At 34.7% G+C, this 21,712-nt stretch carries 17 protein-coding genes and 1 pseudogene; 11 read left to right on the top strand and 7 right to left on the bottom strand.

Annotated features, from left to right (window positions below):
* Positions 1-358: 358 nt before the first annotated feature.
* Genes AD60_RS02770 through AD60_RS02740 form a run of 7 tightly spaced genes read right to left on the bottom strand, consistent with a single transcriptional unit; the run spans position 359 to position 10,118 of the window.
* Complete coding sequence (locus AD60_RS02770) at positions 359-3,325, bottom strand: family 10 glycosylhydrolase (RefSeq protein WP_103876355.1); 2,967 nt, start codon at positions 3,323-3,325, stop codon at positions 359-361.
* A gap of 44 nt (positions 3,326-3,369) precedes the next feature.
* A complete protein-coding gene (locus AD60_RS02765; protein WP_103876354.1) occupies positions 3,370-4,218 on the bottom strand; it encodes a carbohydrate ABC transporter permease in 849 nt (282 codons plus the stop codon).
* Positions 4,187-5,101, bottom strand: coding sequence for a carbohydrate ABC transporter permease (locus tag AD60_RS02760; RefSeq protein ID WP_233186801.1), 915 nt, complete (start codon positions 5,099-5,101; stop codon positions 4,187-4,189). Before AD60_RS02760 ends, AD60_RS02765 begins: the two co-directional genes overlap by 32 nt.
* A 59-nt stretch (positions 5,102-5,160) precedes the next feature.
* Entirely contained in the window at positions 5,161-6,411 is a 1,251-nt protein-coding gene (locus AD60_RS02755) for an ABC transporter substrate-binding protein (protein ID WP_103876352.1), read from the bottom strand.
* A 38-nt stretch (positions 6,412-6,449) separates the two neighbouring features.
* Positions 6,450-7,745 (bottom strand): FAD-dependent oxidoreductase, encoded by a 1,296-nt coding sequence (locus tag AD60_RS02750; protein WP_103876351.1) that lies wholly within the window; start codon positions 7,743-7,745, stop codon positions 6,450-6,452.
* A 10-nt stretch (positions 7,746-7,755) separates the two neighbouring features.
* Complete coding sequence (locus tag AD60_RS02745) at positions 7,756-8,607, bottom strand: MurR/RpiR family transcriptional regulator (protein ID WP_103876350.1); 852 nt, start codon at positions 8,605-8,607, stop codon at positions 7,756-7,758.
* A 2-nt stretch (positions 8,608-8,609) separates the two neighbouring features.
* Positions 8,610-10,118 (bottom strand): putative N-acetylmannosamine-6-phosphate 2-epimerase, encoded by a 1,509-nt coding sequence (locus AD60_RS02740; protein WP_103876349.1) that lies wholly within the window; start codon positions 10,116-10,118, stop codon positions 8,610-8,612.
* A gap of 404 nt (positions 10,119-10,522) precedes the next feature.
* On the opposite strand from AD60_RS02740, the gene AD60_RS02735 reads away from it, so the two are divergent.
* The 11 genes and pseudogenes from AD60_RS02735 to AD60_RS02685 all read left to right on the top strand — a co-directional run.
* Positions 10,523-11,416, top strand: a complete 894-nt coding sequence (locus AD60_RS02735; protein WP_199177831.1) for an alpha/beta fold hydrolase — start codon at positions 10,523-10,525, stop codon at positions 11,414-11,416.
* A 145-nt stretch (positions 11,417-11,561) separates the two neighbouring features.
* Positions 11,562-12,563: a 3-oxoacyl-ACP synthase gene (locus AD60_RS02730; RefSeq protein ID WP_233186800.1), complete on the top strand. Its 1,002-nt coding sequence runs from the start codon at positions 11,562-11,564 to the stop codon at positions 12,561-12,563.
* 35 nt (positions 12,564-12,598) lie between these two features.
* A complete protein-coding gene (fabG, locus tag AD60_RS02725; RefSeq protein ID WP_103876347.1) occupies positions 12,599-13,342 on the top strand; it encodes a 3-oxoacyl-[acyl-carrier-protein] reductase in 744 nt (247 codons plus the stop codon).
* Between the two features lie 170 nt (positions 13,343-13,512).
* Complete coding sequence (locus AD60_RS02720) at positions 13,513-14,829, top strand: acetyl-CoA hydrolase/transferase family protein (RefSeq protein ID WP_103876346.1); 1,317 nt, start codon at positions 13,513-13,515, stop codon at positions 14,827-14,829.
* 38 nt (positions 14,830-14,867) lie between these two features.
* On the top strand, positions 14,868-16,079 hold the full coding sequence (locus AD60_RS02715) for an acetyl-CoA C-acetyltransferase (RefSeq protein ID WP_103927295.1): 1,212 nt from the start codon (positions 14,868-14,870) through the stop codon (positions 16,077-16,079).
* Between the two features lie 5 nt (positions 16,080-16,084).
* On the top strand, positions 16,085-17,314 hold the full coding sequence (locus tag AD60_RS02710; RefSeq protein WP_103876344.1) for an ABC transporter substrate-binding protein: 1,230 nt from the start codon (positions 16,085-16,087) through the stop codon (positions 17,312-17,314).
* A gap of 72 nt (positions 17,315-17,386) precedes the next feature.
* Positions 17,387-18,316: a branched-chain amino acid ABC transporter permease gene (locus AD60_RS02705; RefSeq protein WP_103876343.1), complete on the top strand. Its 930-nt coding sequence runs from the start codon at positions 17,387-17,389 to the stop codon at positions 18,314-18,316.
* On the top strand, positions 18,313-19,236 hold the full coding sequence (locus AD60_RS02700) for a branched-chain amino acid ABC transporter permease (protein WP_103876342.1): 924 nt from the start codon (positions 18,313-18,315) through the stop codon (positions 19,234-19,236). The genes AD60_RS02705 and AD60_RS02700 overlap by 4 nt, the downstream gene beginning before the upstream one ends.
* Positions 19,237-19,388: 152 nt before the next feature.
* On the top strand, positions 19,389-20,105 hold the full coding sequence (locus AD60_RS02695) for an ABC transporter ATP-binding protein (RefSeq protein WP_103876341.1): 717 nt from the start codon (positions 19,389-19,391) through the stop codon (positions 20,103-20,105).
* Positions 20,105-20,812, top strand: a complete 708-nt coding sequence (locus AD60_RS02690; protein WP_103876340.1) for an ABC transporter ATP-binding protein — start codon at positions 20,105-20,107, stop codon at positions 20,810-20,812. Before AD60_RS02695 ends, AD60_RS02690 begins: the two co-directional genes overlap by 1 nt.
* A 34-nt stretch (positions 20,813-20,846) precedes the next feature.
* Positions 20,847-21,712: pseudogene (locus AD60_RS02685) on the top strand (methyl-accepting chemotaxis protein); the annotation flags it as partial.

Raw genomic sequence — 21,712 nt, 5'->3', positions numbered from 1 at the left:
ACGCTTATGTATGAAACAGCTTCTTAGCTTGTTTCTTTAGAAAGTTTAAAACCTTTTCAATACTTCCCAAATGAACGGTTACTCCTTGGTGGGCGTGAGCCTGTCTTCAACCGTACTTCTTTCATGCATATTTTTTTCTAGAAAATTCTTCAGTTCTAGTTATTTTTCAATTTTTTGAAGAATTACTTCGATTTTCAAAGAGCATTTTGGATAATTATCCAATATTTTAGTTCTTTTTCTTCTTGCTTTAACTTACTTTACCTTTCGTTAATCGTTGTTTCTACCTATTTCTGAAGTGGGTATTTCGAATTAAATGCATTTTTAACTTCTCATACAACGGATAGTATTAGTTAGTCTATTATAAAAATTCTAAATATCCGAATCTTTCAGGGGTATGGAAAGACCCATAAGTGCAACTCCAACATCCATATAATGCAGCATCACCTTTCCACCTGTTTCTTGTGAAGTTGACTCTGGTTATTTTAGAAACATCTACGCCTATTTCTTGGAGATCTATTTTCAACTCTGCAATCCACTCTTCTTTTAGTTTGTTTGTAGCAGCTTTTATATGCCCGTTCCAACGTGAATCCAACATAATTTCATCGTATATAGTTCCATTTGCTGAAACTACATAATGGTAATATTTTGAAGGAACGGATTCATCAGGCCAAATAAAAACCTCCACTGAATCTCCTAAATATACTCTTGTATCTCTCGGCCCTTCTATAACTTTCATTTCATATAGCGCAGGTTCTTCGCAAGAGAATAGTACATATAGATAATTTTCATCGTAAAAGGCTTTCACCTTAGTTTCAAAGGGGAAAGGTTCTCCTCTATCGTTTGTTAGGAAATTGTTAGACCACTCTATTTCTTCCCAAATATTATCAATTTCCCCATCTATTACAGGAGGAGTTGAAACCTTTTGTATTTGCATTTTTGGCAAAGGAATTAAATTTTCCACAACAACCATTTCCGGAGGTTTTGTAGCTTTTATTGGAGCTTTCCCTTCTCTTTCTTTTGCATATAAAATGGGTCTTAAAATGTCCATCATTTTGTAGATTTCTTCTATTAGTATTATAGAAGCATCGTAGTTTGTGATATTGGAAGCAATTTGAATTTTTAAAGCAGATAGTTGTTGCCAAAAGTTAACAATTCCGTTTTTGTTCCAAATTAAAATATTTTTGATTTTTTCTTTAAGCCATTTAGTTTCTTCATCTGTTAAAAACCCGTTTTCTTGAAGGATCACTATAGAATCTTCAATTTCCTCTATAAATGTTTCAAAAAAGCCTTTTGTCGGAGCGTGAGCTGTAATTGCATCTTCTCTAAAATAACCTGTTTTAAGAAGAGATAAATCAATTGTTTTAGTCGTAGTGGGGTTCAAATTCTTAATATAAGAAGTGGAAAATATGGCGACACCTGGGAAACCCTTTTCTTTAACAACCTTAATTTGTCTCATCATTTCATCTTCGTTTTTAAGAGCAAAAGCTGCTAGACCTGGATAGATATGAACATATCTACTGTAATTTTTTTGTCCCTCGAGAACTATTTCAAGATCCTCTAAACTGCTTTTGTAGTCCATTGGGAACAAAACGTCAACGTATCGGTTTTGTGCCCAATTTCCCCAATTTTGCTTGTATTTTAATCTTGATTCGCTTAAAGAAGGGCCTACAGCCACACTTACTATTATTTTTGGTTTTATTTTTTTTACTTCGCGATAAATTTCTTGAACGAAAGAAGTAACAAGGTTTTCTCTCCACAATTGCCAAGTTACTGTTTCTGGTGAATACTTTTCTATCGTAAGTGGATCTATTCCACTTTCTTGAAAGAATTTTTTGATTGTACACTCGTCATAGCCCATATAGTCAGAAGCATATCTTAAATAATCTAAATGAATTCCATCTACATCGAATTCATTGACCAAAAAGAGAATAGCATTTTTGATGAAATTTCTTGCTTCTTGATTAGAATGAGAAAGCCATACGGTCTGAGACTCTGAATAAATATTACCGAATTTATCTTTTTCAAGCCATTCTGGGTGTAAATACATCATAGGACTTGGAGAAGTGTGTGCAATGGCAAATGTCCAAACCCATGGATGGACTTCCATACCTCTTTTGTGTGCTTCAGAAATTATGATTTGCAAAGGGTCCTCCTCCCATTCTTCAAATAATTCAGATAGAGGGTACCCTGTCGTTTCGCTAAGTGTTTTTGAGATTGTTCGTCCTTGATAAATGATTTCAGGTAATAACAAGTTAAAATTCAAATCGGATAATTCATTAATAATTTTAGACAAATTTTGGGGGGTTTTTGCTTGTGCGATGGCAGAATAATCTAACCACACTGCTCTGGTTTCTATCTTATCACTAGGAAAAGTATAGCTCCTTACAATTTTTAAATCTTCTTTCAGTTTACTCACTTCTTCCATTGAAGATTCTTTTATTTTGACGTCCCTTAGTCTTTTTTCCAATTCGTTTATACTATTTAATAAAGAAAAGTACCTTTCTTTTGTGACATGAGGTTGTATTCTTTCAATTTCGTTTTTCATTTCTTTTATGTTATTTTCAACTTTTGATAGTTCAATTTCTATTACGTCAATCGGTGTAGGAGGTAAGTCTAGTAGGTATCTGGTCGCATTTGCAATTAGTTTTTGGAAGATATAATCACCCAAAGCTAAAGCAAAAACATTTTCACTGAAAAATATTCCTGATTTTCCTAAAACCACTGCGCAATTATCTTCATATGATGTAGAAGGATTTCCTTCAGAATCTTTTGACCATTCAGCTAATCTCTTTACTTCTGGATCAATTGTTTTAAAAGTAAAAGTGAAACCTCTTGGCATTTTGATATAGTCTGGCATCTCCTCACCAAAAACTTTCTTTCCTTCTTCTGTGATGCGCATATAATTGTATTCTCCTCTTTCCCAATTAGAATATTGTATCCCTAGGTAAGGTCCCACAATATAATTTGACCTTATCTTTCCATCAGAATATCTAAGAGTCGCTTCGTAACCTCCAAGTATTTTCCCACCTCTTTGAAGAAATGCTTCTATTTCGGAAACTTCCCTTTCTGTTAAAGACGCGTTATCATGAAGTATCAAAACTTTTATATAATCAGGTATTCCAATGTTATTTACAATGGTTGTATCTAAAAGTTCGTATTCAATATTCCTATATTCTAGGCTCCTTAAAGTCCCTTCCAATATGGTTTGGTAAGATGAGGGCCCGTAGAAGTTTTCAGAAGCTTCTGATACTAGTACACCAACTTCTGCCCCCAAAAAAATCACTAAATAAAGCACAAAAAATAGAAACATTATTCCTTTTTTCATTTGTCACGCGCCTCCCTTTAGAAACACTTATTTTAACTAAAAGTTCACTGTTTCAAGGCACCTTGATAGCCTTCTATAAAATACCTTTGTGTGAAAAAGAAGAAGACAAGAATTGGGATAGAAGCAATAATTAAACTGGCAGTGATATATCTATAATTTTGTTCAAACATACTGTTTAAGTAAGAAAGGCCTACCTGTAAAGGGAATTTATTTTGACTTTGAAGAACTATCAATGGCCACAAAAAAGCATTCCAAAAACCTGCAAATGAGATAATAGAAAGTGCTGTAGCCGCAGGTCTCACCATTGGAAACATTATTTTCCACCAAAGTTGAAACTCGTTACAACCATCTATTCTAGCGGCATCTTCAAGATCCCTGGGGATAGATAGATAATTTTGTCTCATTATAAAAATTCCAAAAATATTAACAGCACTCGGCAGGACAACGGCTAAATAAGTATCGAAAAGTTTAAGATTTAAAATAGTTATGAAATTAACGATTAGCCCTCCTTGAATGGGTATCATCATAGGCAACAAAATCAAGAAAAATAGAAGATTTCTTCCTTTGAATTCTAACCTTGCAAGTGGATAAGCTGCTAAAGATGCAAACACAACATTAAAAATTATTCCCAGGGCTGTAATTATTAAAGAATTTAAGAAGTATCGCGGAAATGGAATATTTTCAACGACGTATTTGTAAGCATCAAGAGTAGCAGGTTTCGGTATCCACTTTGGCGGCCAAGCCAGGACATCTGTTGCAGTCTTCAAGGATGTAGAAAGAGCCCATAAAAATGGGAATATAAAAAATAAGGCCAAAATAATTAATAGAACATAATTTAAAGTAATTTTTATTATTTTTTTGTTATTTATTTGTTTTTTTCCTTTTTTTCTCACTACCGGCACCTCCTAAGCCAAAAAATTTGAACTGTATTAATGTTAAAGCAATTAAGAATGCAGAAAATATTACTCCCACAGCCGCTGACTGCCCAAATTGGTAGCGATTGAAGGCCAAATTGTAGGTTTCAAACATTAGCGTAGTTGTCTGATTTGCTCCTCCTGTGAGTAGAAAAATTTCCTCAAAAACCTTTAAGGCGGCCATGCTTGACAAAACAAAGCACAATAACATTGTAGGTCTTAATAAAGGAATGGTAATTTTGGTAAATTTTTTAAAACTGCCCGCTCCATCCAAAGCCGCTGCTTCGTAAAGCTCTGAAGGTATATTTTGTAATCCCGCTAGATAAATAATCATATAATAACCAAGGCCTCTCCAAAAGGTAACAAACATACATGAAAACAAAGCTACGTTTTTATCTAAAAGCCATAAAACCGGTTCTTCTATAATGTTCAGGGACATAAGAAAATAATTGAGTATGCCGTCTACGTCGAATATCCATCTCCACGCTATACTGACTATAACACTGCCCGTTATTACAGGAATATAAAATAAAGTTCTAAAAAACTTTATTCCAGGTATTTTTTGATTGACTAGAACAGCTAAGCCTATTGAGGTGAATTGTATAAAAGGGACAACTATAAGATACTTTAAAGTATTAGCCAACGAAATATAGAAATACTTGTAATTAAAAAGCCATCTATAATTTTTTAGCCTCACCCATTTAGTTTCACCTGTTAACATATTGTAATCAGCAAAAGATAAAGTTATCCCTCGCACAATCGGATAATAGCTGAAGATGCTCAATAAAACCAAAGGTACTACTAAGAAGCAAAAGGCAATCAAATATGTTTGCTTTTTTCTGCTAAGTTTCAAATGCCACACCTCCTAAATCAAGGGCGATAGGTGTATACCCTATCGCCTTTTAACCAATGAATAAAAAACTAAAATTCGCTTGATAATACTTCCTTTAACTCTTCTTCAGCTAAATATAATGCTTCTTCTGCTGTGTAATCACCTTTAATAGCAGCTATCCAATAATCATTTAGGATCCTTCTGAATTCAGAATATTTTGATGGTTCTATTATTTTCCCGATGGCATCTAGATCAAAACCATATATCATTGATTTACTAGCTAGTAATTGTGCTTTAACATTCAAATCTCTTTTTGCTCTTTCTAAAAACCAAGGATCTTCATCAAGCGATATTTTCGTTGATGGAACAATTGTTGCAATCTTAGCAAACTCCACTTGCCAGTATGGAGAAGTTAGCCATAGTCCAAATTTTACCGCTTCAGCTTTATTTTTCGCTTTGGATGGCACTGCTACATTCATTGCTGACGCAGGAATTCTTTTACCCTTTCCCAAAGGATAGGAGGTAACATCACTAACTTCGAATATACTTGGACTATTTATTTGAACATGTTTAACCATAGTTATTCCAACAGGGAACATAGCAATTTTTCCCCCTGCAAACTTTTGCTTAGCTGCTTGATAACCTCCTAAATCTTGAGGCATAAGAGCCTCTTTGAAGGCAAGTTGATGTTGTTTCAATCTAGCAATTGCCTCAGGGGTGTTTACTATGGGCTTTTTTCCATCTGCAGAAATTAATGGGACGCCCTCTTCCTGAAGATCGAGATGTGCAACTATGTTGGGTTGATATCCGTATAAGCCAGTTTTCTCTTTAATTATTCTAGAATATTCTATTATTTCATCCCATGTCTTTGGGGGAACATTAGGGTCTAAGCCTGCTTCTTCAAAAATCTGTCTGTTGTAAAGCAAAATTCGGGGACTTATATACCAAGGAATAGCAAATGATTTTCCATCTATTACAGTAGCTTCCCAATAGTTCGGTAAGTATACATATTTGTCTGCTACAGGTACGAATTCATCGATTGGGCTTAATGCATTTTGAGCTGCAAAGTCTATAACCCAAGGAGTATTCATATTCACGAGATCAGGCACGTTACCCGAGGCTATTGAAGCGATGAGTTTTTGTTGAAAAGCATTATAAGGGATATCAACCCAGTTGATCTTTATGTCAGGATTTGCAGCTTCAAAGGTATCTATAACTGAGTTAACGTAATCTGAAAATGTAGACAAAGAAAGCGTCCAAAATTCAACAGTTACCCTTTCTGCTGATAACACCAACGAACCGATAATCAAACATGACAACACCACAAAAAACTTTTTCATGCCAATCTACCTCCTTCTTTTTCAGCCACATTTCGTGGCTACAACTTTGATACCTTTTGAATCTGGTTTTCTATTTCTTCAGGATGAATCTTCAGAAGTTCGGTATTCTTGCTTAGTGCCAAATAAATTCCTGAACCAATTGCTTGCCCCATACCTGCACATGTTGGTTGAATTCTTGCAGCGGATTGACCTTCGAAATCTGAAGAAAAACACCTTCCAACTATTGCTAAATTTGTATAACTTTCTGATATTAACGATCGTAAAGGTATTTCATAGTAATCATCATATTTCGGAATAAAACCTTTTTCTTTTTCATCTATTTTCTTTTCATCTGAGTGAATATCAATTCCATAACAACCTTTCACCACCCCATCTGGGAATTTTTTATATGTTCTTACATCTTCTCCAGTAAAAGTATACATTCCTTTAACTCTTCTACTTTCTCTTATCCCAATTTCGGGGGCTATTTTTTCAAGGTAGGCGTTTTCAAACCCCTTTACATATCCCTTTGCAAAATTGAATATCTTTTCCACCATTATGGTTCCTTCTAATATACTTCTTGAAAGTTCTGAGTTATCAATTGAGTCCTTAGAGATATTCATAGTATTAACTGTCACTCTTCCTTTACCAGGTGACTGAACGAAAAAGAAATGGTCTATGGGTAATGAAGGATCTTCTTTTTTGGCCTCTTCTAGTTCTTTAAAATAACCGGCAACAGAAATAACCTTCATATTTGGAGTAACCCATGCAAAGAAGTTTTTAGGATTATTTTTTACATCACTTCTGATACTCTCAAAATCAACCCCTGCAACAGTAAACATTATTGTTAAAGCTTGATTTTTACCAGATTCATTGCCTACAAAACATTTATTTCCAGAAAGATACCCTACTATTCCGTCGCCGCTGGCATCAACAAAAAAGTCGGATTCAATTTCTATTGTTTCACCATTTGAGGATTGAGCCTTCAAGGAAATAATTTTGTTCTCTTCTTTTATTACTTCTGTCACCATTGTTTTAAATAATAATTCAACTTCACTTTCTTTAAGCATTTTCATCATTTCAATCTTCATTAACTCGCTGTCAAAAGTGTTGAAGAATACCCCACCTTTTCTTTTTAACCTTTCAATTAGTTCTTGAAATATTCCTTTTATCAATAGTTGGTTATCTAGCCAATATTTCATAAATGGATTAACCAACCCAAGTGTAGTAAGCCCGCCAATTGTAGAATTCTTTTCAATTAATAATGTTTTTAGACCGCTTCTTGAAGCTGCTATCGCTGCATGGAACCCTGCGATCCCCCCACCGACAATTGTAACTTGTTTACGATATTTCACTACAACCACCTCAGTATAATTTATTAACAACTGCTCTTGCAGTGTCTTTTCCTGTAGTTAAAGCCTTTTCATATTCTATTGAATACAACAAACCAGACAATATTTCCACAGCAAAAATTTGAACCAGGATAGATCTACCTGCGCTAGTTTTTACAGGGTTTTCACCAGAGAATATTTCTAATACAACATCAGAAGATTTTGTAATAGGGGAGTTGACATGTTCAGTCAAACTAATAGTCATTGCTCCATTCTTTTTGGCGATATTTAATGAATCTACTGTGTCTTTAGTGGACCCACTTTGGCTTATTCCGATTGCTAAATCCCCAAAGCTCAAAGTAGCCGCGGAGATAGCTTGCATGTGAGGGTCTTCCAGTGCGTAAGACGAGAAGCCTAACCTTGTCAGCTTATATTGTAATATTTTGGCAACCGCTGATGAAGATCCTACACCGTAAATCTCTATCCTTTTAGCAGATCTAATGAAATTTGCAGCTTGTAAAAACTTATTTATGTCTAGTATTGAAGCTGTGCTCTCAATCGATTTAAGAGAACCTAATTTAATTTTCCTAAGTATTTCTTGAGGAGGATCATTCTTGAAGATGGTAATATCTTTTTCTTCTTTAAATGTGTCTTCCTTATTATCCAAGGCTAAGGTGAGTTTGAAATCTTGAAACGTTTCAAAACCTGCTTTTTTAACAAACCTAGCAATTGTAGCCTCACTTGTTCTACATTTTGAAGCTAATTCAGTTATGGTAATTCTTGTTATGTCCTCTTTTTTACTATTCAATATATATTCAGCTACTTTTTTTTCAGACTTACTGAAAGTAGACGCCCTAGAATTAAGCAAAGCTTGAATTTTACTCATTTTTAGATTTCCCCTTTTTGAAATGAAAGTATTGCCGATCCCCTTGCGCCTGCAAATTCGCCTAATTGGCTAAATTCGATAAAATCGCCACTTTCATTTCTTATTTCTTCATAAGAGGTTCGAATTTCCTTTAATACTTTCTCACCATACTTTGGAATGACTCCACCAAGATAACATTTTTCAAAGTCTATGGTAGTTTTAATTGTATCAATTAACCAAGCCATAACTTTTGCATAATCTTTTATATTTTTTATGGATTTTTCATCATTCTTTTCATAGACTTTTTCTCTTAAGTATCTTCCAGAAAGTAAAGTTTCAATACAACCAACTTTTCCACAAGTACATCGTTTATTATTTCCTGGAAATACAATATGTCCTATTTCTCCACCCCCTCCCATAATTCCTCTTATTATCGTCCCATTACTAATTATTCCTCCACCAAGACCTGTTCCTACGGTTATCATCAATAAATTGTTAACTTTTGTGATGTAATGTTGAAAATATGCAGCACAATTAGCGTCATTATCAACCTTTGGCCTTATATGAAATTCTTGTTCTACGATATCTGCAATTTGTACTCCTTCCCAATCAGGAATCAAACCAGTTGAAAAATTGACAATTCCTGACTTAAAATTAATTTTTCCGCCGGTAGCAATTCCTATAAAGTGAGTCTCATTCGTTATTAAATCTTTAATTAGAGAAAGCATATTTGAAATAACTTCTTTACCTGTCGCTGCTGTAGGTATCTTTTTACTTATTTTAATTTCTCCAAATCTATCGATTAAAACTCCACGAGTCCAAGTTCCTCCAATATCTATGCCTACAGCAGAAATTTCATCATTTCCAAAATCCTTAAGATGATCTTTAAAATTTTTGGCAATTATATGAGGCCTAGTAATGGCCGATCCAACAGTAACAGCATGTGCTCCACATAAGATTGCTTGTCTTGCAAATTGAGGAGTTGAGATATTCCCTTCAGCAATAACAGGTATATTCGTAATTTTTACAATTTTTTCTATTAAATCTAAATCTGGTAAATTTCCTCCTGAGGTATAATCTGTATAACCAGCGAGTGTGGTTGCTATATAGTCGGGCTTTAAAGGTAAAACATATTTCACATCTTCTATGTCTGCTATATCTGCGATTATTCCAACGTGAGGGTAATATTTTTTCAAATAATCAAAAAGTTCTGGTAAAGGTTCTGGCCTTTCTCTTCTTGTACAATCGATAGCAATAAAATCTGAGTGAGCTTCAACTAAATCATCTATATCTTTTTTAGTGGTTGTGATAAATGCCCCTTTTAAGCTCCTATTTTTAGTTATTCCTATTACTGGAAGGTTAACAAATTTTTTTATCTCTCGGATATTTTCAGGAGAAAGAGCCCTGATAGCATCTGCTCCGCCAGCCTCAGCCGCGATAGCCAGCTTTACAATGGGTTCTTTTCCGTATAAGGGTTCCCCTTCTTCTGCTTGACACGATACTATGAATGCATTCTTCTTCAACGTTTTCATGAATCTTCCTCCATATATTGAAAATAATTTTCATATAAAAAACTAAATAACGAAATTTATCTACATTTTCATTATAATTCTTATTTTCTGAAAAGTCAAATCAGAAAAATACAGAATTTCTTTCGTAATCGCTTTTAATTGCTTATAATTTGATCTAATTAATTAATTTGGATGATTTTCAATTTTTTTCTTTCTGATTTACATCGAAAAAAATTCGATGGTCCATTTATTTACAAATTTAGAGTAAAAATGAGAATTTTTTACTTAATCGGGTTTAATTACGTGTAATTACTTTTAATCACCTATAATCATTGTTAATTGAATTTGGAATTTAGGTAAAAAGTGTATATACTAATAGTGAGAGATGATTCACCTATTAAAATTTATGAAGGAAGTGATTAAAAGTGGATACAATTTTAAAAAAAGTAGAACTTCCAAACGGTGAAACTATGGGGTATAGATACAAACAAGGTGGAGAAAAGACTTTGCTTTTGGTTCACGGAAATATGACTTCCTCAAAACATTGGGATGTTTTTATGGAAGCTTTTGATTCAGATTACACTATTTACGCCCCCGATCTAAGAGGATTTGGCATCTCAACTTATAACAATCCTATCGATTCTCTTGATGATTTTAAGGAAGATTTAAAATTGTTCGTAGATGAATTGGGCTTGTCAAAATTTGATCTTATGGGATGGTCAACTGGTGAAGGAGTTTGCATGATTTTCGCCGCGGATTATCCAAGTTATGTCGATAAATTAATACTAATGGAATCTGTTGGAACGAGAGGTTATCCAATATTGAAAAAAGATGGAGAAGGTAAGCCGATAAAAGATGAATTTTTAAAAACTAAAGAAGAGATAGCTCAAGATCCTGTTCAGGTAATTCCAATTTTGAGTGCATATAACAATAAAGACAAAGATTTTCTTAAAGTAGTTTGGGAAGCAACCATATACACACACAATAAGCCTGAACCTCAAAAATACGAAGAATATTTGGATGATATGTTAACTCAGAGGAATTTGGTTGATGTAGATTATGCTCTGGCAACTTTTAATATAAGTGAAGATTATAACGGGATAAAGCGAGGTGACGGAAGAGCCAAAAACATAAAATCCCCGACTTTGATATTGTGGGGAGAGAATGATCTGGTAGTTCCAGAACAAATGGCTCTTGATATACAAAACGATATAGGAGAAAATGCTCAACTAATTTATCTAAAAAATTGTGGACACTCTCCGTTAGTAGATGATCTAGATCAATTGATAAAAGTTATGAAAAAGTTTTTAATTATGTAAGAACGATTCATATGTTATATTTTGAGACTTGAAAATGAAATAATTTGGCAAATAATATTTTGATCTTAAAAAAAGCAACAGAGCGTTAAAGCAAGTTTGGAGTTTCTAAAGGTACTGAATGTTAGCTTTTAAAGGAGGCAATGCAATGAATGTAGGAATAATGGGGTTAGGGGTTTACATACCTGATAATTACATCTATGCCGAAGAAATAGCCAAGAAAACTAATATTCCACAATGGGTAATAGAAGAAAAATTTGGTATTTTAAAAAAACCCATTCCTGGTCCTGAGGACACAACAAGTTATATGGGTATTCAAGCGGCTAAAGAAGCTATCAAAGACGCAGGTATAGATCCAAATGATATAGATTTAGTCATATGGAATGGTGGCCAACACAAAGATTATCCATGTTGGCTTGCTAGCTTAAAAGTTGCCCACGAGGTTGGAGCCACTCGTGCATGGGGATTTGATATGGAGGCAATGTGTGGATCGATGATGGTTGGAATGGAGACAGCCAAATCCCTTATGATGAATAATGACAATTTGAATACCGTATTACTTGTAAGTGGTTACAGAAATGGTGATTTGATCAATTATGAAGTTCCAGAAACCTCTTTTATGTTCGATCTTGGAGCAGGAGGGGCAGCTTTAATATTAAGGAAAAATTTAAATAAGAATTTGATTTTATCATCCGCTTTTAGAGGAGATGGCTCTTTTTCAGAGCAATGTGTAATAGAAGTAGGAGGAACTAAAAAATGGCCTATGAAACCAGAAGATGCTAATAAGTATTACTTTACAGTAAGAGATTCAGAAAAATTCAAAGCAAATTTGAATGAAAAAACCATGCCTAACTTTTATGGAGTAATCAGAGATTCCTTAAAAAAATCCGGATATAGTGAGAAAGATATTGGATACTTAGCCATTCTTCACTTTAAAAGATCTGCTCATAAGGCTGTTTTAGAAGAATTGGGCTTGAAGGAGGAACAAACAACTTATCTTGAAAATTACGGTCATCTTGGACAAAACGATCAAGTGTTATCTATGAAATTGGCTTTAAAGGAAGGAAAAATCAACTCTGGAGACATCGTTGTTATGGTAGGAGCCGGTATAGGTTTTGTTTGGGCTGCAACCACAGTAAAATGGGGTTAAATAGAAAAATATCACTAAAGTGAGGTGGAGTATTAATGGATAGAATGAAAGACAAAGTTTGTGTAGTTACAGGAGGAGGCAGAGGGATAGGGAAAAGTATCGTTGAGAAATTTGCTAAAGAAGGAGCAAAGATTGTTTTCGCTTTAGACATGAACCAAGAAATTCTTTCTCAGTTAAAGAATCAATTAGGAGAAAATGTTAGAGGTTATCTATTGGATGTAACCGATAGACCTGCTATAGAAGAATTCGTTGAAAAAGTAAAAGAAGAGTTTGGAAGAATCGATGTATTAGTGAACAATGCAGGTATAACAAAGGACGCTTTAATAGGTAGGATGCAAGAAGAAGATTGGGATAAGGTCATCGAAGTAAATTTGAAAGGCGTCTTCAATATGACACAGTTTGTCTCAAACCTTATGTTAGAAAATGGAAAAGGAAGTATCGTAAATATTTCTTCAATCGTAGGCGAAAGAGGGAATGTTGGACAAACTAACTATGCAGCTTCAAAAGGTGGAGTTATATCTATGACATATACTTGGGCTAAGGAATTTGCAAGAAAAGGTGCGAATATTAGGGTTAACGCTGTCGCTCCTGGGTTCATTAAGACCCCAATGACAGAAAAAATTCCTGAAAAAGTATTAGAAAGCATAAAATCAAAGATAACTTTAGGAAGAATGGGAGAACCTGAAGAGGTGGCGAATGCAGTATTATTTTTAGCTTCTGATGAAGCTTCTTATGTGACAGGTCATGTTTTTGATGTAAACGGGGGAACTAATCTATAACCATTTTTTGAATGTTATAGATACTTTAGAAATAAAATGGTTTTTAAAAGGGTTATAGAATGGAGCTTTTCCCTATCCTGTTGAGTCATTTAATGGACCAAGAAGCGTTGAAGCAAGTTTTAGAATTTCTGAATGTAGTTTAAATTTTTGATTTAGGAGGTACTTTCAAAATGTGGAAAGAAAAATATAAGCAAAAATTAATGTCAATTGATGATGCTATATTAAGCCTACCGAAAAGAGTTTCGGTGGTTGTGAGCATGGCAGCAGCTGAAGGCCAAGGCTTTTTGAAAAATGTTCATAAATTTAAAGATCATTTTGAAAAAATAAAAGTAATAACTTGTTTAGATATGGGACATTATGAGTTCTTTTTGAATAAAGAATATGAAGGTACTTTCGAGTTACAAACATGGTTTTTTTCAGAACCAACGAGAAAATCCAAGTATGAAGATAAATTAAAGATAATTGATTATATACCCAATAATCTTCATATGGCTGGTTTAGACAAGGTTATGGCTGAAAAAGAGGAAGGAAATACCTTGGTATTTTGGGGAACTTCCACTCCTATGAGAGAAAAAACTGGATACTTTAATTTAGGTATCTCTAATGTGTATGAAAAAGATTTGGCAGAAAATGCTGATATAGTTGTAATGGAGGTCAATGAAAAAATGCCATTTGTGCATGGGGACACTGAATGGCATATAAACAATGTAAATGTTGTTGTCGAGTCTAATTGGGAGATCCCTGAAATACCTATTTCAGAACCTAAAGAAGAAGAAAAAAAGATTGCTCAGTACATAGCAGATATCATAGAAGACGGTTCAACGCTACAGATAGGGATAGGTGGAATACCCAATGCGGTAGGAAAACTACTCGAAACAAAAAAAGATTTAGGTATTCATACTGAAATGCTTACTGAATCAATGATAGATCTCTTTGAAAAGGGCGTAATAACCAATATGAGGAAGTCTCTTTGGAAGGGGAAATTTGTAATAGCTTTTGCTCTTGGAACAAAGAGAATGTATGAATTCATTGACGATAATCCTGGTATTTTTGAGCTCAGGGGGAGATTTGTTAATGATCCTTACGTTGTTTGTCAGAACGACAATATGGTAAGTTTAAACACAGCAATTTCGTTAGATCTGACTGGACAAGTTGTTTCAGAAGCAATAGGTACCAAACAGTTTTCTGGAACAGGAGGCCAGTTAGACACTCATAGAGGAGCTATAAAAAGCAAAAATGGGAAAGGTATCATCGCCCTACGATCCACGGCAAAAAAAGGAAGCATTTCAACGATAGTGCCTATGCTTCCACAAGGAGCTCCTATTACCGTCCCAAGACAGGATTTGGATTATGTGGTAACAGAATGGGGAGTAGCTCACTTGAGGGGTAGAAGTGCGGGTGAAAGGGCTAAGAAGTTAATATCAATATCTCATCCAGACTTCAGAAAAGAATTAGAACAGGAAGCTATAAAGATGGGGTTGATATAGTACTTAATAGTAATAAGACTATACAGGAGGTAGAAACAATGAATAAAGTTTATATAATATCTGCAAAAAGAACAGCAATTGGTACTTTTGGTGGGACCTTAAAAGATGTTCCTGCAACCAAATTGGGAACGGAAGTTGTGAAAGGAGTTCTAAAAGAAGCTGAAGTATATCCTGAAAATGTTGATAAAGTAATTGTTGGGAATGTTTTAATGGCAGGTCAAGGTATGGGCCCGGGAAGACAAGTCTCCATATATGCAGGGATTCCAGAAGACAAGCCCGGCTACGCAGTTAATATGTTATGTGGAAGCGGTATGAAAAGCATAATGATCGGGGCTACAGATATTAAAACAGGTGACGCAGATCTTGTTGTGGCCGCTGGGATGGAAAGTATGTCAAGAGCTCCTTACCTTTTGCCATTCACGACTAGATTTGGAACTAAATTTGGATCATTTGAAGTTCAAGATCATATGATATTAGACGGGCTCACAGATGTTTTTAATAACTATCATATGGGAGTAACTGCAGAAAACGTCGCCAAAAAACACAATATTTCTCGTGAAGAACAAGACGATTTTGCTTATACGAGTCAAATGAGAGCTAAAGAAGCCATAGAATCCGGAAAATTTAAAGATGAAATAATACCAATTGAAGTAAAAAGAAAAAAAGAAACCGTTCTTTTTGACCAAGACGAACATCCAAGATTTGATGTAACGAAAGAAAAACTTGCCAAACTTAAACCTGCATTTGTACAAGATGGAACCGTAACAGCTGGGAATGCTTCTGGAATAAACGATGGGGCAAGTGCAGTCTTATTAGCCTCAGAAAGGGCTGTAGAAAAATATGGGTTGAAACCAATAGCAGAATTAGTTGGTTACAATCAAGCGGCTGTAGACCCTTCATACATGGGTTTAGGCCCAGTTCCAGCTGTGAAAGGTCTTTTAGAAAAGATCAAAATGGATATAACAGATATGGAATTAATCGAACTAAACGAAGCGTTTGCCGCCCAATCTTTAGGGGTTATAACAGAGTTAGGAAATATTTATGGAAAATCTAAAAGCTGGTTCCTTCAAAAAACCAATGTGAATGGTGGAGCAATTGCTTTGGGTCATCCTATTGGAGCATCGGGGAATAGGATAGTTGTTACACTTCTTTACGAGATGAAAAAAAGAAATAGCGAATTTGGTCTGGCATCACTTTGCATTGGTGGAGGTATGGGAACGGCTTTAGTAGTAAAAAATATATGGAGGTGAGAAAGGTGAAAAGAAACATAGGTTTGGTTCTTTTTTTGGCTGTCTTATTTTCTTTGACCGTGGCAGTAGATCCTATCAAAATCGGCGCTGTAAATCCTTTGGGAGATATAACCGGCGACCAAAGTACAAAGGCAATGAAGTTGGCTGTTAAAGAGATTAACGACGCCGGTGGAGTTTTGGGTAGACCGCTGGAACTTATAGTTATAGATTCAGAATTAAATCCAGCAAAAGGTGCTGCAGCGATCGAGAGATTAGCAACCGTTGAAAAAGTAGATTTTTTTGTTGGTGGAATGGCTAGTGGTGTACATTTAGCACAAGTGCCTATTCTTAAAAAATACCAAAAGATTACTGTTTGGGCAGGAGCGGCTTCCCATCAAGTTGAAATAGCGATGGGTCCAGATGCAGATTGGTATTTCCATCTTCACCCTTGGGATTATCTACAAGGTGAAGGTTATGGAATAGGTTGGAGAGAAATAGTTCAGGCATATCCAAATGTTGATATTAAAAAAATCTTTTTAGCGTATGAAGAAGGAGCATTCGGCACTGACTCATATACAGCTTATTTAGATCTTTATGAGTTAGCAAAGAAAGGTGAAGGACCATGGCAAGGAATAATGGATGAATTTAAAGGAGCTTCATTTAAAAGTGCCGCCCTTGGAGGGGGAGATTATAGGGCAGTGTTAAATCAAGCAAAGGCTTTTGATCCGGACCTATTTGTTTGGGCAGGATACGATGCTGATGCCATACCAATTGTAGCGCAGGCAAAAGAATTAGATTTCACTCCTGACTTGTTAGTAGGAGCTCCCCCAGGTTGGCCAGCGGATTTTGGGAAAAATCCTTTAGCAGAGAATGTTATTCTTTATGGAATGTGGGCGCCGACTTTAAATGATGTAAGTCCAGTAGCTAAACATTTTTATGATGCTTACGTGGAAATGTGGAAAGAAGAACCTGCAACCTACTTCGCTCCTCTTGGATATACTAATATTTATTTTTTAGTTGAGGGGATAAAGAAAGCAGGTAGCCTGGATAAAGAAGCTATCATTTCTGCATTGAGAACCATTGAATATGAATCTCCGTTGGGCGAAGTGTTGAAAATTGAACCAAGCAGAATAATAACAAATCAAGGATTTAAATATCAGAAAATTTTGCAATGGCAAAATGGTAGACAAGAAGTTATTTGGCCTTTAGACCTTGCAACGGCAGCTTTAGCGTATCCTTTCGCTTTCGGAAAATAGAAAGGTTAAATTTGAAGCATGGGGGTTGGAAGATATTCCTTCCCCCTTTCATATAAAAAAACGGTGGTGATTATGTTGAATTTTCTGCATTTTCGACTTAACAAAACATTTTTAATTTTTCTCGCTTTTCTGGTGGTTATTGCTATTTGGAAGCCCATACCTTTGATCTATGGCCTTCAACGCGGTGGTTTATATTCTTTAATCGGTTTACCTTTGGCTTTAATATTAGGAATCGTTGGTATATTAAACTTAGCTCATGGAGATTTTTTGACTTTAGGTTTATATATAGGTTATATTTTTTTCACTCAATTAGGCTTAGACCCACTTATTTCAGTGTTTCCATTGTTTATTTTAATGTTTTTATTGGCAATAGGGATTTATCAGATTTCAATAAAATACGTGTTAAAAGCAGGAGAACTGAACCAACTGTTATTAACATTTGGGATATCTATGGTAATTATAGAGCTTATAAAAATAATTTGGACTACACGCCCAAGAAATATTTATACTCCCTATGCTTCTTCATCTATAACTATAGCAAACTTCTCTATTGGTATTTATGAATTTATTTATCCAATAGTAGCAATTGGAGTTCTTGTCTTTCTTCAACTTTTTTTGAAAAAGACTTTTTTAGGGCAAGCAAGCAGGGCGGTTGGGCAAAACCCAAAAGGAGCTGAAATTGTAGGTATAGATACCAACAAAGTATATCTTATCATTTTTGCTATTGCTTTTGGAATTATAGGAATTGCTGCAGGGATAATGTTGCCAAGGACATCCATATTCCCCTTGTCAGGGAATGCATATACTTTAAAGTCCTTTGCTTTAGCAGCTATGGCAGGTTTGGGTAATTTAAATGGTATTTTAATCGGTGGAATCACTTTAGGAGTAGTTGAAGCAATCGTTCAATCGATTCCTGGGTACAGTGGATGGTCAGATTTAGTTTTTTTTGGAGTATTAATTATCGTAATATTAATTAGAGCATACAGGGGGTCAAAATCATGAAAAAAATCTTAACTCCTTTAATAGCAATTATTGCAATAGGATTATTAATGTTTTTGCCTTTCTATACTGGAGCGTATTTTCTCCATGTGGTGATGACTATTTTAATATATATGACATTATCTTTGAGCTGGGATATGATGTTGAGAACGGGTCAGTTATCCTTTGGAGTAGCAGGTTTTTTTGGTGTAGGTGCTTATGTATCAATAGTTTCCTCTGCGAATTTTGGAATTAACCCTTTAGTTAGCATATTTCTTGCAGGGGGTTTTGTGGCACTGATAGCTTTGGCATTAGGATTTGTCGTGCTTAAATTGAGAGGAATTTATTTTGCAATCACCACTTTAGCCTTGACAATGGTTTTTTCTGTTATTATCAGGAATACTCCCCGTTTAACCGGTGGAGCAAGTGGAAAGGTTATACCTAATGTAATATTTCAAGGAGATTCTTCAAAAATATATTTGTTGATATTGGCCTTAGCTCTATCGACAATTTTAATTTCTGAAATGTTTAGTCGAACAAGGATTCATTTTGCCATCAACTCAATAAGGACAGATGAACTTGTGGCTAAATCTACTGGTATCAATATTTTTAAATATCTGATAATAATCTTTATTATAACAGCAGCTATTCAAGGTGTAACTGGAGCTGTGTACTCTCAACAATATGGTTTCGTTTCTCCCGAAACAACCTTTTCTTTAGATTTTCTCTTATTACCTATGGCAATGGCACTTGTAGGGGGAATTTATTCTACCTGGGGTCCAATTATTGGAGCAATTATTTTAGGATTTGCATCTGAATATTTGAAATTAATTATGCCCTATGGTCATCTCATAATTTATGGAATAATCATAATTCTTATAATATTGTTCTTGCCAAAGGGAATATTTGGATCTTTAAAAAGCAAAAAACAATCTAGTAACTAGTTATTTTTGTATCTATACTACCCAATCTTTCTCTAAAGTCTCATTTGTCAAGCGTCGTCTTTAAATAATGGACAAACTGAGGATAAAGAGGGCTTAAAACGGTTTTAAAGTTTCTTAAGACAGTTCAGTGTCTTATATAGGAGGAGAGCATTATGCAAATAGTATCTACAAAAAAATTAGTGAAAAAATTTGGAGGATTAGTAGCTGTAAATGATGTCACAATGAGTATAGAAGAAAAAGAAATTTTAGGTATTATTGGGCCGAATGGTGCTGGGAAAACCACTTTTGTTAATTTAATAGCTGGTATGTATTATCCCACTGAAGGTGAGATCACATTTGACAATCAGAACATTGAAAAATATCCACCACATATTCGAGCAAGAATGGGGCTCTCAAGAACTTTTCAAGTTATAAGGCCATTGCAAGGGTTTACAGGTTTAGAAAATATTATGGTTGGTGCATTGTTTGGAGCTGGAGAGAATTTAAAACGCGCAAGGGAAACCGCAAATGAAATATGTGATCTTTTAGAACTAGAAAACAGGGACCAACCTATAGATAAATTGACTGTTCTTGACTTAAAAAAAGTGGAAATAGGGAGGGCTTTAGCCTCTAAACCAAAAGTTTTATTTTTGGATGAAGTAATGGCTGGGTTAAATTCTGATGAAACCTGGCAAATGATCGACTTGGTGAAAAAGCTTAGAGAAAGTGGGATGACGATAGTCGTAATTGAACATGTAATGGGGGTAATAAAAGAGTTAACAGACAGAGTAGTAGTTTTAGAATCTGGAAAAATTATAGCAGAAGGGGTCTATCAGGAAGTTTCAAAAGATCCTAAAGTTATATCTGCGTACTTAGGGGAGGAAGACTGATGCTTGAAATCAAAAATTTGAATTTAAAATATGGAAGAATACAGGTAATCTGGGATTTGACGATGTCAATTTATAATAATGAAGCTGTAGGCATTTTTGGGCCCAATGGGGCCGGTAAAACTACCTTAATCAGTTCAATCATTGGTTTAATAAAACCAGAAAAAGGAGATCTCATTTTTGAGGGGAATTCGTTAATTGGATTTAAAACTCATGAAATAATAAGAAAAGGGATTTCTTTGGTTCCCCAGGAAAGAGAATTATTCCCTTTTATGACAGTAGAGGAAAATTTAAAATTGGGAGCTGCCTATGTGCCAAATGCAAGGAATAGAATAAGTGAAAATTTGGATTTTGTTTTTGAGATTTTTCCAATATTAAAAGAAAGAATTCATCAGTTAGCTGGCACTATGAGTGGCGGTCAACAAAGAATGCTGGCTATTGGAAGAGCATTGATGGCAAATCCTAAATTGCTAATACTTGATGAGCCTTCATTGGGGTTACAGCCCTCACTTGTTATAGAATTGTTTCAAAAATTAGTAGAGATTAAGAAAGCCGGGGTATCGATAATGTTGGCAGAACAGAACGTAAAACAAGGGCTAAAGGTTATTGATAGAGGTTACGTGTTAGAAAACGGGAAAATTGTTATGGAAGATGATGCTCAGGATCTTGCTAACAATTCGCACATTCAAAAATCTTATCTTGGGGTGTAAATGCTTAAAAATAATAGTTGAAGAAGGGATAGAGATGTCTTTTAAAAGTATTGGAAGTAAAATAACGTTGATCATAATCACTACTTTTCTTTTGTTTAGTTTATCTATTTCATACAACATATATGCTTTAATCAATTCCAACAACGCTTTAGAGGAATACAAACTTATGGCCGATCACGTTAATTCTTTCTCTCAAGCTGAATTCAACTTTTTTCAAGCTACAATTAGCTTAAAAGATTACACTAATAGTTTTGAAGAACAAAAGGCCAGTGAGTTTTTAAGTTATATTGAAAGTGTCAAAAACAATTTAGTTGATCTTTCAACGTATAATTTAGAAGAGTTACAATCAAATTTAACCAGTTATGAATCACTTTTCAATAAATTAGTTACTTTAAACCAAGGGAAAAATAATCTTATAGATGAATTTTTAAATCATGGATCTGAATTAGAGAATAATATCAATGGTTTTATAGAATTATCACAAAAAGTTGGTGGGTCTTCCTCTTTGCCTATATATTCACAAAGAATTTTGCAGTACAAGAACACAATTATTGATTTGTCTACGCAATATTTCTCAAGTTTATCTGAGGGAGATAAGAACAATGTAATTAAAGAGTTCGAAAATTTAAACTTACAACTTTCTACTTTAGGATATAGCATAATCAATCAGGAATTAAATGATGCTTTTTCAGAACTAACCGATATAGTTGCTTCATTCAAAAACACATTCAATCAAATAGTCACAGCGATAGAATCCCAAGAGCCCATAATCGGGCAGATGGAGCAAGCAAGGGTAGAGATACTGAACCTATTAGAAGAACAAAGAATGGAATTAAAAGTTCAACAAGACACCTTAGGTCCATCACTCATAGAAGAAAACAACAGAGCAATAACCTTGAC

It is taken from the genome of Petrotoga sp. SL27 (assembly GCF_002924605.1).
GTDB lineage: Bacteria > Thermotogota > Thermotogae > Petrotogales > Petrotogaceae > Petrotoga > Petrotoga sibirica.
Note: the sequence above shows the minus strand (reverse complement) of the source record. Positions and strands in the feature narration are given on the sequence as shown.